The 13,918-nt window shown below is 68.1% G+C and carries 10 protein-coding genes; 5 read left to right on the top strand and 5 right to left on the bottom strand.

What is annotated here, in order from left to right; translation table 11 throughout:
• Positions 1-101: 101 nt before the first annotated feature.
• On the bottom strand, positions 102-1,109 hold the full coding sequence (locus tag ACLPJJ_RS06890) for a dipeptidase (protein WP_443590208.1): 1,008 nt from the start codon (positions 1,107-1,109) through the stop codon (positions 102-104).
• The gene (locus tag ACLPJJ_RS06885) at positions 1,099-2,130 is read right to left on the bottom strand and encodes an A/G-specific adenine glycosylase (protein ID WP_443590207.1); all 1,032 of its coding nucleotides are present in this window, start codon (positions 2,128-2,130) and stop codon (positions 1,099-1,101) included. The genes ACLPJJ_RS06890 and ACLPJJ_RS06885 overlap by 11 nt, the downstream gene beginning before the upstream one ends.
• On the opposite strand from ACLPJJ_RS06885, the gene ACLPJJ_RS06880 reads away from it, so the two are divergent.
• The 3 genes from ACLPJJ_RS06880 to ACLPJJ_RS06870 are packed head-to-tail and all read left to right on the top strand — an operon-like array spanning position 2,094 to position 6,806.
• Positions 2,094-2,579, top strand: coding sequence for a DciA family protein (locus ACLPJJ_RS06880; RefSeq protein ID WP_443590206.1), 486 nt, complete (start codon positions 2,094-2,096; stop codon positions 2,577-2,579). The genes ACLPJJ_RS06885 and ACLPJJ_RS06880 overlap by 37 nt on opposite strands.
• Before the next feature lie 60 nt (positions 2,580-2,639).
• Positions 2,640-3,269 carry a DsbA family protein gene (locus ACLPJJ_RS06875; RefSeq protein ID WP_443590205.1) on the top strand — a complete coding sequence of 210 codons (630 nt, stop codon included), beginning with the start codon at positions 2,640-2,642 and terminating at the stop codon, positions 3,267-3,269.
• A 6-nt stretch (positions 3,270-3,275) separates the two neighbouring features.
• Positions 3,276-6,806, top strand: a complete 3,531-nt coding sequence (locus ACLPJJ_RS06870) for a chromosome segregation SMC family protein (RefSeq protein ID WP_443590204.1) — start codon at positions 3,276-3,278, stop codon at positions 6,804-6,806.
• Positions 6,807-6,950: 144 nt separating this feature from the next.
• On the opposite strand, the gene ACLPJJ_RS06865 is transcribed toward ACLPJJ_RS06870, so the two are convergent.
• From ACLPJJ_RS06865 to pdxR, 3 genes are all read right to left on the bottom strand, one after another.
• Positions 6,951-8,378, bottom strand: a complete 1,428-nt coding sequence (locus ACLPJJ_RS06865) for an aldehyde dehydrogenase family protein (protein WP_443590203.1) — start codon at positions 8,376-8,378, stop codon at positions 6,951-6,953.
• A gap of 15 nt (positions 8,379-8,393) precedes the next feature.
• The gene (locus tag ACLPJJ_RS06860) at positions 8,394-9,143 is read right to left on the bottom strand and encodes a gamma-glutamyl-gamma-aminobutyrate hydrolase family protein (RefSeq protein WP_443590202.1); all 750 of its coding nucleotides are present in this window, start codon (positions 9,141-9,143) and stop codon (positions 8,394-8,396) included.
• A gap of 174 nt (positions 9,144-9,317) precedes the next feature.
• Complete coding sequence (gene pdxR, locus ACLPJJ_RS06855; RefSeq protein WP_443590201.1) at positions 9,318-10,790, bottom strand: MocR-like pyridoxine biosynthesis transcription factor PdxR; 1,473 nt, start codon at positions 10,788-10,790, stop codon at positions 9,318-9,320.
• A gap of 125 nt (positions 10,791-10,915) precedes the next feature.
• Here pdxR and gabT point away from each other — a divergent pair, with 125 nt between their 5' ends.
• Together gabT and ACLPJJ_RS06845 are read left to right on the top strand one after the other, a co-directional pair.
• On the top strand, positions 10,916-12,217 hold the full coding sequence (gene gabT / locus ACLPJJ_RS06850; RefSeq protein ID WP_443590200.1) for a 4-aminobutyrate--2-oxoglutarate transaminase: 1,302 nt from the start codon (positions 10,916-10,918) through the stop codon (positions 12,215-12,217).
• 96 nt (positions 12,218-12,313) lie between these two features.
• The gene (locus tag ACLPJJ_RS06845) at positions 12,314-13,627 is read left to right on the top strand and encodes a Glu/Leu/Phe/Val family dehydrogenase (protein WP_443590199.1); all 1,314 of its coding nucleotides are present in this window, start codon (positions 12,314-12,316) and stop codon (positions 13,625-13,627) included.
• Positions 13,628-13,918: the final 291 nt, after the last annotated feature.

The raw sequence follows: 13,918 nt of genomic DNA, 5'->3' as shown, positions 1-13,918 counted from the left end.
TCTGGATGGGTCATCATCAACGCGGCTTGGTATTATATGTTTGGCGATCAACTTCATGCGTTTATCTTAAATCTAGTGATTCCAGCTAAACGCATATTGATCTAGCGGGCGGCGAACGCTTCGGCCTGGCGCAGCAGGCGCAGGAAATTGCCGCCCCAGATTTTTTGCAGCTCTTCCCTTCCATAGCCGCGCCGCGCCAGTTCGGCGGTAAGCACCGGGGCCTGCGCGGCGTTTCGGAAGTCCCGCACCTCGCCGCCGCCGTCGAAATCCGTGCCGATGCCTACATGGTCGATGCCGATGCGCTTCACCACATAGTCCACATGGTCGGCGATGTCGGCCACCGACACATCCCCGGTGCGCGCCTTGGGCCGCAGGAAGGACGAGACGATGGTGATCTGGATCAGCCCGCCCGTGGCGCCCAGCGCGTCGAGCTGCTCGTCGTCCAGGTTGCGCTTGTGGTCACAGAGCGCGCGCACGCAGGAATGCGAGGCGAGGACCGGCACGCGCGAACGCTCCACCGCCTGCAGCATCGTGGTCTTGGCGGTGTGGGAGATGTCCACCAAAATGCCCAGCTCGTTCATCCGGTCCACCACCGACTGCCCGAAATCCGAGAGTCCGCCATAAAGCGCCGGCGGATCGTCGAGGCTGGGCAGCGGAATGGCGGCATCGGCGATGGCGTTATGGCCGTTATGGGTGAGGGTGATGTAGCGCACCCCGCGCGCGGCGAACTCGTCAAGATTGGCAAGCTCCGTGCCCACGGCGTAGCCGTTCTCGATGACCGGGATGATGCCCGGCTTGCCCGCGGCGAAGGCGGCCTCGATCGCGTCCGCCGTGGTGGCGAGCATGCCGCCCGAACCATCCGCCGGGGCCATCGCGGCGATATCGTCCAGCATGGCGCGGGCGCGGGCGGTGGCGGCTGCATGCCCCTCGGCATCCCGCCGCCCCTGCGGCACAAAGGCCACGAAGCAGGTGGCGGCCACACGGCCCTTGCGCATCTTCGGCAGATCCACGCAGCGCGGGCCGTCCTCGAACACCGATGGGCCGGGCGGCCAGGGGATGTCTACATGTGTGTCGATGGCCAGGATGCCATCATGCGGATCACTTATCATTGCCTCCAAGGTTGAGCGCGCGGCACCCGGCGTCAAGCGCCTTGCGCATCACGCTCGGCAATTGCGCCGTGGCGGCGGGAGCGGAGAGCGCGTCTTGCGGCAGACGGGCGCGCCGCACGGCCTGCACGCTCAGCGTCAGGGTGAAGTGGGTGAACACATGCTCCACCGCCCCGGCATCGCGCCAGGCGGCCTTCACCGGGGGCGACTCGGGCAGAGCCAGCATGCCGCCGAGCAGCCCCGTGGGCGGGCGGCGCAGCAGCAGCACGTTGTTGTCGGCATCGAGCAGCACATAGGCCGTGCCGGTGCGGCGCGGGCGCTCGGGCTTCTTCGCCCTTGCGGGCAGGCTGGCGGCGATGCCCTGCTCATGCGCGCGGCAATGCGCCCGCCAGGGGCAGCGCGGGCAATCGGGCGATTTCGGCGTGCAGATGGTGGCGCCGAGGTCGAACAGCGCCTGGGCGAAATCCCCCGGCGCGGCGCGGGCGGCCTTGTCGGCGATGAAGGCCTGCGCCGCCTGGGCAATCTCCGGCTTGCCCGCGGGCAATGGCGTGGCGATGGCGAAGATCCTTGATGCGACGCGCTCCACATTACCATCCACCGGCAACACGGGCAGGCCAAAGGCGATGGCGCCCACGGCATTGGCCGTGTACGGGCCGATTCCCGGCAAGGCGCGCAACCCCTCTATGCTGCGCGGAAAGCCCCCCAGCGCCGCTACGTCTTGCGCGCATTTATGCAGGTTGCGCGCGCGGGCGTAGTAGCCAAGCCCGGCCCAGTGCCCGCACACCTCCTCCACGCTCGCCGCCGCCAAATCCTCCACGCGCGGATACGCCGCCAGAAATTTAGCGTAATAGGGGCGCACCGTGACCACCACGGTCTGTTGCAGCATGATCTCGGAGAGCCAGACATGATAAGGGTCTGCCGCCTCACCCGGGGCGGCGCGCCAGGGCAGATGGCGGCGGTGTTGCGCGTACCAGGAGAGGAGTTGCCGTGCCGGCGGAGAGGAAGAAGCGGATCGCACAGACACCAGTTGTGCCGGTGGCGGAGCCGCCGCGCAACTTCTCGCCGCGCGGCATTGCAGCGCTCATCGCGCCCATCACCCGCCCCATCTTCCGCCGCCGCGCCCCCGCCGCCGCGCAGCTGCTGGCGGACTGGCCGCAGCTCGCCGGGCCGGAGCTGGCCGGCCGTGCCCTGCCGGTGAAATTCGCGGGCGGCACGCTCACTTTGGGTTGCGCCGGCCCCACGGCGATGGAGCTGCAAATGCTCGAGTCGCAGATCATCGCCCGGCTGAACCTGGCGCTGGGGCACGCCACCGTCGAGCGTCTGCGCTTCGTGCAGCAATCGCCGCGCCTGCCAACCCCCCCTCCACCCCCGCGCCAGCCCCCCCGGAACCTGCCCCCGCCGCCCGACCTGCCGGACGGCCCGCTGGGCGAAGCCCTGGCCCGGCTCTACCGGGGCCTAAAAAGCCGTGGATAACTCGGAATCCTCGTTAGACTCCGGCGATAAAACCTGACTACACTACATATAGGAGAAAACATGCAGATTACGCGCCGTTCAGCACTAGCCCTAGTGGGTTCCTCGGTTCTTGCCGCCCCCTCCCTTGCCCGCGCCCAGAGCACTGCGGCAAAGCCGGCTTCAACGCCCTACACGCAGCGCTCCATCGGCTCGCCCAAAGCGCCCGTCACGGCGCATGAGTATTTCTCCCTTACCTGCACCCATTGCGCGCATTTCGCCACGGTGACGATGCCGCAGGTGAAGCCAAACCTGGTGGACACTGGCAAGCTGCAGATCATCTATCACGACTTCCCGCTCGACCAGGTGGCGCTGAAGGCGGCGCAGGTGTCGCGCTATTTGCCGGAAGAGCAGTATTACGCGTTCATCGAGGCGCTGTTCGCCAGCCAGGATGACTGGGCCTTCCAGCCGAACGAGGATTACCACGCCTCGATCTTCAAATACGCGGCGCTGGCGGGCATGGACCAAGCGACCTTTGATACCGCCTGGAACGACGACAAGCTGGCCCAGTTCATCCTGAACGGGCAGCAAATGGCAGAGAAGATGTACAACATCAGCGCCACCCCCACCTTCATCATCAACGGCAAGACCTACCCCGGCGCGATGGAATACGACGACTTCGCCGCCACCGTGGCTGCCGCCGCCAAGGGGTAACCCGCCATGCCCGCCCGTTTCGCCCGCCTGCGCATCGCCGGGTTCAAGAGCTTCGCCGACCCGACGGTGGTGGAGATCCTGCCCGGGCTGACCGGCGTGGTGGGGCCGAACGGGTGCGGCAAATCCAATGTCATCGAGGCGCTGCGCTGGGCCATGGGCGAGGCCAATGCCCGCAACATGCGCGGCACCGAGATGGAGGACGTGATCTTCGCCGGCACCTCCGGGCGCTCGGCGCGCAACCTCGCCGAGGTGACGCTGACGCTGGAGGAGACGCAAGGGTTGGCCCCGCCGCCCTTCCACGAGGCGCCGGACCTGGAAATCTCCCGCAAGATCGAGCGCGGGGCAGGCTCCGCCTACCGCGTCAACGGCAAGGAGGCCCGGGCGCGCGACGTGCAGACGCTGTTCGCCGACCTTGCCTCCGGCGCACGCGCCTCGGCCATGATCTCCCAAGGGCGCGTCGGCGCGCTGGTGAGTGCCCGCCCCGATGAGCGCCGGGCGCTGCTGGAGGAGGCCGCGGGCATCACCGGGCTGCATGCCCGCCGGCACGAGGCTGAGCTGAAGCTGAAAGGCGCCGAGCAGAACCTGCTGCGCGCCGATGACCTCAAGGGGCAGATCGAAACCCGGCTGGCCGAACTGAAGAAGCAGGCGCGCCAGGCGACACGCTACAAGAACCTTTCCGGCAATATCCGTCAGGCCGAGGCCGAGCTGCTCTCCATCCAGAGCGCGCTGGCCGTGCTGGCGCGGGAGAAGGCCGAGGCCGCCTTCGCCGCCGCCGAAGCGCAGGTGGCCGCCGCCGCCGCCGAGTCGCAGGCCGCCGAGACCCGCGCCGCCGAGGCCGAAACCGCCCTGCCCCCGCTGCGCGATGCCGAGGCCCAGGCCCGCACGGCGCTGGAGCGCGCGCGCATCGCCGCCGAGCAGATGGGCGAGGCCGAGACCCGCGCCCGCGCCGCGCTGACTGAGGCCAAGACCCGGCTGGACGCGCTGACCCGCGACCATGCCCATGCCGCCAAGCTGGTGGCCGATGCCCAGGCCGCGACCACGCGGCTGGAAGAAGAACAGCGGCGGTTGGCGGCGGAGACCGTCTCCGCCCCCGCCGAGCTGGAAGAGGCCGGACGCGCCGAGGATGCGGCGCTGGAAGCCCTGCGCGCCGCCGAAGCCGAAGCCACCCGCGCCACCGAGGAGGCAGCGCGCATCGCCGCCGAGGCCGAAGCCGCCCGCCGCGCCTTGAGCGAGGCCGAAGGCCGCGCCCGCCGCCTGGCCCAGCGCGCCGCCGAGGCCGAGACCGAATACCAGAAGATCGCCGCCACGCTGATCCCGGCGGAGCGGGTGGAAGCCGCCGAGGCCGAGCGTGTTGCCGCCGAGGCAGCACTTGTCGCCGCGCGCGAGGCCGTGAGCGCCGCCGAGGCCGCGCGCGTGCAGGCCGAGGAAGACGCGGCCAAGGCGCGGGCCGAGGCGGAAGCGGCGCTGGCCGCCGCCCGCGCCAAGACCTCCAGCGCCGAGGCCGCGGCAACCAAGATCGCCACCGAATACGACGCCCTGGCCGCCCTGCTGGCGCAAAAATTCGGGCGAGAGAGCGCGCCGATCCTCGACCAAATTTCCGTGCCGCCGGGGCTGGAAGCCGCGCTTGGCGCCGCGCTGCGCGAGGAGCTTTCCGCCTCCGCCGACACGCACGCCCCGCGCCACTGGCGCCAGCTGCCGGATCTCGACCTGCCGGTGGTGCCGCTGCACAGCTTCGCCCAGCTGGTGCAGGGGCCGGAAGCGCTGAAGCGCGCCCTCACCCATATCCTGCTGCTGCCCGAGGGCGCGGATGGCGAACTACACCAGGGCAACCTGACGCCGGGGCAGATCCTCGTCTCGCGCGAGGGCGGGGTATGGCGTTGGGACGGTTATACAGTGCGCGCGGGCGCGGCGTCGGAAGCCGCTGTCCGCCTGAAGCAACGCAATCGGCTGGCCGAGCTGGAGCGCGAGCGCAACACCACCCGCGATGCCGCCAACGCCGCCCGCGAACTGCGCGTGGCCGCCGAGACCGCCGAGCGCGAGGCCCGCGCCAATGAAGCGAAGGTGCGCGAGGCCCGCCGCGCCGCCGAGACCGCCGCGCGCGACGCCCGCCGCCAAGCCGAACTTCGGTTCGACAAGGCGCGCAGCGAGGCGATCCGCCTGACCGCCGAGCATGAACGCGGCGCCCAGCGCGCCGCCGCCGCCCAGGCCCAGCGCGACCAGACCGCGACGGAAGCCGCCGAGGCCACTGCCGCGCTGCAGGCCGCGCAGGAGAACGCCGCCGCCCTGCCGGATGTGGCCGCCGCCCGCGCCGCCGTGGACAAGGCCCGCGCCGCCATGGCCCAGGCGCGCCAGGCGGAATCCGCCGCCCGCACCAAATTCGCGGCGCTGAAGGCCGCCGCCGCCCAGCGCAATCTGCGCCTGACCACGCTGGACCGCGAGATGGCCGACTGGACCGAGCGCGGGCGCGACGCCAAGGACCGGCTCGCCGACCTCGCCGCGCGGCTCGATGAAGCGCAATCGGGCATCGCCGCCCTCGCCGCCGAGCCGGAGGAAGCCGCCAAGGCACGGCGCGAGGCGCTGGAAAGCCTCACCGCCGCCGAAGGCGAGCACAAGCGCGCCGCCGCCGCACTCGCCGCCGCGCAAACCGCCACCGATACCGCCACCCGCGCCGCCCGCGCCGCGGAAGCCGCCGTCTCCGCCGTGCGCGAGGCCAGGGCGCGCGAGGAAGGCAACATTACCGCCGCCAACCATGCCTGGGGCACGGTCGCCGAGCGCATTCTGGAACGCCTCGGCGCCAACCCGACCCTGCCGGAACCACCAGAGGGTCTCGGTCCCGAAGCGGAGGACAAGGCCCGCAAGCGCTGGGAGCGGCTGACCCGCGAGCGCGAGGAAATGGGCCCGGTGAACCTGCGCGCCGAGATCGAGGTGGGTGAGGCGGAAGAGGCCATCGCCACCATCGACCGCGAGCGCGACGAGATCACCTCCGCCATCGCCAAGCTGCGCGGCTCCATCGGCCACCTCAACCGAGAGGGGCGCGAGCGCCTCTCCGCCGTGTTCAACGAGGTGGACACACATTTCCAGGCGCTGTTCTCGCGCATGTTTAACGGTGGCAAGGCGCATCTGGCGCTGGTGGGGTCCGAGGACCCGCTGGAAGCCGGGCTGGAAATCTACGCCCAGCCGCCGGGCAAGAAGCTCAGCACCCTCTCGCTGCTCTCAGGCGGCGAGCAGGCGCTCACCGCGCTCTCGCTCATTTTCGCGGTGTTCAAATGCAACCCGGCACCGATCTCGGTGCTGGACGAGGTGGACGCGCCGCTGGACGACGCGAATGTGGAGCGTTTCTGCAACCTGCTGGAAGACATGGTGCGCGAGACCGGCACGCGCTTCCTCGTGGTGACCCACCACCACCTGACCATGGCGCGCATGGACCGGCTCTACGGCGTGACCATGCAGGAGCGCGGCGTCTCCCGCCTGCTATCGGTGGACTTCCACCGTGCCGTGGAGATGGTGGACCCCGGCCACACCATGGCCGCAGAATGAGAACTCTACTCTGGCGGCCATTCAACGCGGTGTTTCTGCGCTCCGGTGCTCACGTACCTTAAGTACGCTCCGCTCCGGTGCTCGAACCACCACGCTGACTGACTCGCCAGAGCGAGTTCTCAAACAGGCCCTATTTGAAGCCGGCTACTTCTCGTAGCCAACCACGCCCTTGATCTCGAGGAACTCTTCCAGCCCCCACACGCCCCATTCGCGCCCGCTGCCGGACTGCTTGTAGCCGCCGAACGGCGCGTTGAGGTCGCCCTTGGGATTGTTGATATAGACATTGCCCGCACGCAGTCGGCGGGAGAGCTTCTGCGCCCGCTCATGGCTGCCGGACTGGATATAGGCGGCAAGGCCGTACACCGTGTCGTTGGCCATACGCACCGCGTCTTCCTCGGTGTCGTAGAACAGCATGGAGAGCACCGGCCCGAAGATCTCCTCGCGCGAGATGCGCATATCCGGCGTCACGTCCGCGAACACGGTGGGGCGCACGTAATAGCCCACGTTCAGCTCGGGCGGACGGCCGGTGCCACCGGCAACCAGGGTCGCGCCCTCGTCGATGCCAGCCTGGATCAGGTCCTGGATCTTGTTGAACTGCAGCTCGCTGATCACCGGGCCCATGTAGGTATCCGGGCTCGCCGGGTCGCCGACCTTGATGTTCTCAGCGGCGGTCTTGGCGGCCGAGACCGCTACGTCGCGGAACTGGCGCGGCACGAACATGCGGGTCGGCGCGTTGCAGGACTGTCCGGTGTTCTGCATGATATCGACGATGCCGGAGGCCACGGAAGCCGCGATATTGGCGTCATCGAGCAGGATGTTCGGGGACTTGCCGCCAAGCTCCAGATGCACCTTCTTCACCGTCTCGGACGCAGCCTTGGAGATGAGAACCCCGGCGCGGGTGGAGCCGGTGAAGGAGATCATGTCGATATCCGGGTGCGACGAGATCGCAGCACCCACATCGGCGCCCAGCCCCTGCACCATGTTGAACACGCCCTTCGGCACGCCCGCCTCGTGCATGATCTCGGCGAACACCACGGCATCGATCGGCGCGATCTCGGAAGGCTTCAGCACCATGGTGCAGCCCGCGGCAATAGCGGGGCAGACCTTGCAGGTGATCTGGTTCATCGGCCAGTTCCACGGGGTGATCATCCCCACCACGCCGAACGCCTCGCGCGTGATGAGCGTGTTGCCCTGCATGTGGTCGAACTCGAACTCCTCCAGCACCTTGATCATCTGGCCGATATGCCCGGCGCCGATCGCGGCCTGGGACTCCCGCGCCAGCGTCGCCGGCGCGCCCAGCTCCAGGCGGATGGCGTCGGCCATGTCGTCATAGCGCTTGGCGTAGACGGCCTGGATGCGCTTGAGCAGCGCAATGCGCTCCTTGCGCGTGGTCTGGCTGAAGCTCTCGAAGGCGCGGCGCGCGGCGGCCACGGCGCGGTTTACATCCGCCGCGGTGCCGATGGCGATCTGGGTGAAGGCCTGCTCGGTGGCGGGGTTGATGACATCCAGCGTGCGGGGCGAGACCGGGTCAACCCACTCGCCATCGATGTAGAATTGCAGATTATGCGACATTCGTTTTCTCCTGGATTATGCGGTGCGGGCCGCGCGGCGGCGGCGCGCCGCCTCGCCAAAGCTGTGGAACAAGGCGCGGTTCTGCTCATGCAGATCCGGGCGGTATTCGGGGTGCCACTGCACCCCCACGGCGAAGGGCTGGCCCTCCACCGCCACGATTTCGGGGATGCCATCCGGCGCGGTACCATGGACGGAAAGCCCCTCGCCGATCTTCGCCAGCGCCTGGTAGTGCAGCGAGTTCACGGCAAAATGCTCCGCGCCGAACACCTCTTTCAGCGGCGAGCCTGGACGCAGATGCACCTCGTGCAGTGGGGCGTAGCGCTCCTCATACGGCGCGTCCTCAGGCGAGTGATGCGCCTCCGCCTCGGGGAGTTCGACATGCAGCGTGCCGCCATGCGCCACGTTCAGCTCCTGCAGGCCACGGCAGATGCATAAGGTAGGCACTTGTTCCGCCAGTGCAGCGCGGATCAGCTTCAGGGCAAGCTCGTCACGCGCATCGTCGAACGGGCCGACGCCCTCGCCTTCCTGGCCGTAGCGCCAGGGGCGGATATTGGACGGGCTGCCGGTGAACAGGAACCCGTCGAAAGTCTCCACCAGTTCGCCGACATGGTTGCCGCCGCGCTCGCTAAGAATGGCGAGCGGCAAAGCCTGCGCGAATTCCGACACGGCCTGGGCGTATTTGTCCCCCAGCACCTGGAACGGCATGCCGCCCAGCTCCCGCATATCGGTAATCAGCCCGATCACGGGCCGGCGCGTCTTGCTCATGAACCCAACTCCCTTGAGGCGCGGCGGCTTTCACGGCTCGCCGCCGGCATCTTCCAGTCAATAAAAATAAACGTCAATGCTGGCAAAGCCGGCCGCATAGCATTGCAAGGGCTGGCGCTTGGCAACGGATTTGTCACGCTTGATTAAAATAATGACCGGGCGGATTAAAACGGGCTATGCGCCAAATTTCCGCAGCACCCCCGCCAGCGTGGCGAAGGCCGGGGCGATGGCCTCTTCCTTCACGCAGGCATAGCCCAGCAGCAGCCCGCTCTGCCCGGCGCCGGGGTTGTGATAATAGCCGCTCAGCGGGCGGGTCGCGATCCCTGCCTCCACCGCCGCCTGGGCGATGGCCCGGTCATCGAGGCCCGGCAGGTGCAGTATGAGATGCAGCCCGGCATTATCGCCCATCACCGGCAGGGTCTCGCCAAATTCGGCGCGGATCGCCTCCAGCAGCGCCTGGCGGCGGCGGCTGTAGAGCCCGCGCATGCGCCTTATATGCGCGGCGAAATGCCCCTCGGCGATGAAATCCGCCAGCATCGCCTGCTGCTGGAGCTGCCCCTCGCGGTACAGCTCCGCCACGCCCTCGGCAAAGGCCGCGGCCAGGCTGAGCGGGGCGACGATGTAGCCAAGCCGCATGCCGGGAAACAGCGTCTTGCTCAAACTGCCCACGTAGATCACCAGTTGATCCCGATCGAGCCCCTGCAGGCTGGTGATCGGCCGCGTGCCGTAGCGGAACTCGCTGTCGTAATCGTCCTCGATGATCCAACTTCCATGCGCGCGGGCATAATCGAGCAGCGCCTGGCGGCGGGGCAGGCTCATCACCATGCCCATCGGGTATTGGTGCGACGGCGTGGCGACAATGAAGCGCGGCGGTGGACCGGAAACGCTGGACAAGTTCACCCCCTCGGCATCAACCGGCACCGGGCGCAGCTTCAACCCCAGCGACTGCAAGCTGTGCCGCAGCCCCCAATAGCACGGGTCTTCCAGCCAGACCGTGTCGCCTGTGTCGGTCAGCAGCCGGGCGGTGAGGTCGATGGACTGGTGGATGCCCGTGGTGATGACGATCTGCCATGGCTCGCAGCGCACGCCGCGCGCGGTGCGCAGATGCTCGGCGAGGACCGTGCGCAGGGCCGGGAGGCCGCCAGCAGGAGCATAGCTCAACCGCTCCGGCGCGGCGCGGTTCCAGTGCCGGTTATGCAGCCGGGCCCAGACGCGGGTGGGGAACTCCGTGACATCCGGCACACCGGGCATGAACGCGCCCCATTGCCGGGGGAAGACCCGCGCGCCCTCCACCACCGCCGCACCGCGCGCGGAGAGCCGGGGGGCGGCGCGCTCGGCCTCGGGCGACGCCGCCGGACCGGGCGGCGCGATGCGCTCGACGGAAAGATCGGCCACATAGGTGCCGCTGCCATGGCGTGTCTCCAGGCAGCCTTGCGCCGCCAGGGTCTCGTACACGTCGATCACCGTATTGCGCGCCACGCCCAACTCGCGCGCCAGCAACCGGCTGGAGGGCAGCTTGCGGCCGGCGGGCAATTCGCCCTCCAGCACCGCGGCGAGCAGCGCCTCGTGCAGTTGCCGGTGCAAAGGCGGCCCATCCTCGCGGTTGATGCGGGCCAGGAGCCAGTCGGAAAGGGCGATCGTGGTCATAGTGGCTCCCTAAAATAGCGCAAACTGGACCTTCCGCCAGAGCCACATCGGACTAGTGTGATAGTATCATGCAGGGGTGCGCCCTCATGCCTACACCCCAATCCCTTAGTCCAAGGAGTGTTCCGATGCCGAATGCCGACTTCCCCCCCGCCCAGACCGCCGGCACCAACGCCGCCTGGGAAGCCCGCCGCCAGGCCGCCACGCCGCGTGGCGTCGGCGTGCTGGAGAGCTTCTACGCCGCCCGCGCGCAGAACGCCGAAATCTGGGACATTGAGGGCAACCGCTACATCGACTTCGCCGGTGGCATCGGCGTGCTGAACCTCGGCCATGCCAACCCGCGCATCGTTGCCGCCGTGCAGGCCCAGGCCGCCAAGTTCACCCATACCTGCTACCAGGTCGTGCCCTATGCCAGCTATGTCGAGCTGGCCGAGAAGATCGCCGCCCGCGCCCCCGGCAACTTCCCCAAGAAAACACTGTTCGTGACCACCGGCGTCGAGGCTGTGGAGAACGCGGTGAAGATCGCCCGCGCCGCCACCGGCCGCTCCGGCATCATCGCGTTCGACGCCGCCTTCCATGGCCGCACCTTCATGGGCATGGCGCTCACCGGCAAGGTCGCGCCGTACAAGCTGAACTTCGGCCCGATGCCGGGCGATGTTTACCACGCCCCCTTCCCCAACGAGCTGCATGGCATCTCGGTTGAGGACGCGATGGACGGCATCCAGCGCCTGTTCAAGTGCGACATCGACCCCAAGCGCGTCGCCGCCTTCATTCTCGAGCCCGTGCAGGGCGAGGGCGGGTTCTACCAGGCGCCCGCCGCCTTCGTGCAGGCCCTGCGCAAGCTGGCCGATGAGCATGGCATCCTGCTGATCGCCGACGAGGTCCAGGCCGGCGCCGCCCGCACCGGCAAGTTCTTCGCCTCCGAGCACTATGAGGGCGTCGAGTTCGACCTGTTCACCTTCGCCAAGTCCATCGGCGCGGGCCTGCCCATCGCCGGTGTCACCGGCCGTGCGAACATCATGGACGCGCCGGCCCCTGGCGGCCTCGGCGGCACCTATGCCGGCAACCCGCTGGCCGTGGCCGCGGCGCTGGAAGTGCTGAAGATCATCGACGAGGACAACCTCATCGCCCGCTCCAACCAGCTGGGCGACACGCTGAAGGCCCGCCTGAACGGGCTGCGCGCCAAGGTTCCGGCCATCGCCGATGTGCGCGGCCCGGGCAGCATGGTCGCCGTCGAGTTCATCAAGGACGGCAAGCCCGCGGCGGACATGGCGAAGGCGGTGCAGACCTACGCGCAGGAGCACGGGCTGATCCTGCTCACTTGCGGCGCGTACGGCAACATCATCCGCTTCCTGTACCCGCTGACGATCCAGGACGAGGTCTTCGCCGAGGCACTGGACATTCTGGACCAGGCCATCCTGCAAGCCTGAACCTGACACAAACGACCCCCGGGGCGGCCAACGCCCCGGGTTTTTCATCCCGGACATAGAAACCGGGCGACGCAAAATATCAACGGAGTACTCGCCATGGCTGACGGCAGCCGCCCCCTTCCCCACTCTTCCCCCTTGTTTTCCAACCTCTCTTACGTCCATCCCTCGCCCACCAGCCCCTGGGGCACGTACCTGGCGCAGGTGGACCGCGTGGTGCCCTATATCGGCGAACTGGCGCGCTGGGCGGAAACGCTGCGCCGCCCTAAGCGCACGCTGATCGTGGACGTGCCGCTGGAACTGGATAACGGCGACATCGCGCATTTCGAGGGCTTCCGCGTGCAGCACAGCCTCTCTCGCGGGCCGGGCAAGGGCGGCGTGCGCTACCATCCGGACGTCACGCTGGAAGAAGTGATGGCGCTGGCCGCCTGGATGACTGTGAAAAACGCGGCGGTGAACCTGCCTTATGGCGGCGCCAAGGGCGGGATCCGCGTCGACCCCAAGATGCTCTCGCGGAAGGAGCTGGAGCGCATCACCCGCCGCTATACCAGCGAGATCGGCGTCATCATCGGCCCGCAGCAGGATATTCCGGCGCCGGATGTGAACACCAACCCGCAGATCATGGCGTGGATGATGGACACCTACTCCATGAATGTCGGCGCCACCGCGACGGGCGTGGTTACCGGTAAGCCGCTTAATCTCGGCGGTTCGCTGGGCCGCGTGAAGGCCACCGGCCATGGCGTGTTCGTCACTGGGCGCGAGGCCATGCGCCGGTTGAAGATACCGCTGGAAGGCGCGCGCGTCTCGATCCAGGGCTTCGGCAATGTCGGCGCCCCGGCTGCCGAGCTGTTCGCCCGCTCCGGCGCCAAGATCGTCGCCGTGCAGGACCATGGCGGCACGCTCTATAATCCGGGCGGGTTCGACGTGAACGCGCTCACCGCCCATGTGGAGCAATTTGGCACCGTGGCCGGGTTCACCGGCGGCGAGGCAATCGGCTCGGAAGATTTCTGGAGCGTGCAGACGGATGTGCTGATTCCCGCCGCGCTGGAGGGGCAGATCACCGAGGCCCGCGCCGCCCGGCTGACTGCGAAGCTGGTGCTGGAGGCCGCCAACGGCCCCACCGTGCCGGTGGCTGACGACATATTGGCCGAGCGCGGCATCGTCGTGCTGCCGGACGTGATCTGCAACTCCGGTGGCGTCATCGTCTCCTATTTCGAGTGGGTTCAGGATTTCTCGTCGTTCTTCTGGTCCGAGGAGGAGGTCAACCAACGCCTGGACAAGATCATCACCGGCGCGCTGGGGCATATCTGGGACACGGCGGAGCGGCACAAGATCAGCCTGCGCACAGGCGCGTTCGTTGTTGCCTGCGGACGCATTCTCACAGCGCGGGCGGAGCGCGGCCTCTACCCGTAAGAGATTGTTTCATAAATCTACTCTGGCGGCCGCCTAGACCCGGTTTTCTCTGCTCCGGTGCTCACGTACCTAAAGTACGCTCCGCTCCGGTGCTCAAAAACCGGGCCCATCCGGCTCGCCAGAGCGAGTTCTAAAACAACCTCTGCTCCTCACCCGGCAATAGGCCAATCGGCATAGGGGGCGATCATCACTGATCGCTCCCCTGCCACACCACCCGGCATGCGGGTCCGCACCGGGCGGTTCGAGAGATTGAGGTTAGGCGAGTCTGGGCATTCCTAGCTGGTCTGCCCA

This window comes from Acidocella sp. (assembly GCF_052326845.1).
Classification (GTDB): domain Bacteria; phylum Pseudomonadota; class Alphaproteobacteria; order Acetobacterales; family Acetobacteraceae; genus Acidocella.
The sequence above is the reverse complement of the archived record's forward strand: the minus strand, read 5'-3'. Positions and strand labels throughout refer to the sequence as shown.

Excerpts from the sequence above, each read along its gene's own strand:
- ACLPJJ_RS06890 (WP_443590208.1), bottom strand. The coding sequence starts at position 1,109 with ATGATAAGTGATCCGCATGATGGCATCCTGGCCATCGACACACATGTA.
- ACLPJJ_RS06875 (WP_443590205.1), top strand. The coding sequence starts at position 2,640 with ATGCAGATTACGCGCCGTTCAGCACTAGCCCTAGTGGGTTCCTCGGTT.
- ACLPJJ_RS06870 (WP_443590204.1), top strand. The coding sequence starts at position 3,276 with ATGCCCGCCCGTTTCGCCCGCCTGCGCATCGCCGGGTTCAAGAGCTTC.
- ACLPJJ_RS06865 (WP_443590203.1), bottom strand. The coding sequence starts at position 8,378 with ATGTCGCATAATCTGCAATTCTACATCGATGGCGAGTGGGTTGACCCG.
- ACLPJJ_RS06860 (WP_443590202.1), bottom strand. The coding sequence starts at position 9,143 with ATGAGCAAGACGCGCCGGCCCGTGATCGGGCTGATTACCGATATGCGG.
- pdxR (WP_443590201.1), bottom strand. The coding sequence starts at position 10,790 with ATGACCACGATCGCCCTTTCCGACTGGCTCCTGGCCCGCATCAACCGC.
- gabT (WP_443590200.1), top strand. The coding sequence starts at position 10,916 with ATGCCGAATGCCGACTTCCCCCCCGCCCAGACCGCCGGCACCAACGCC.
- ACLPJJ_RS06845 (WP_443590199.1), top strand. The coding sequence starts at position 12,314 with ATGGCTGACGGCAGCCGCCCCCTTCCCCACTCTTCCCCCTTGTTTTCC.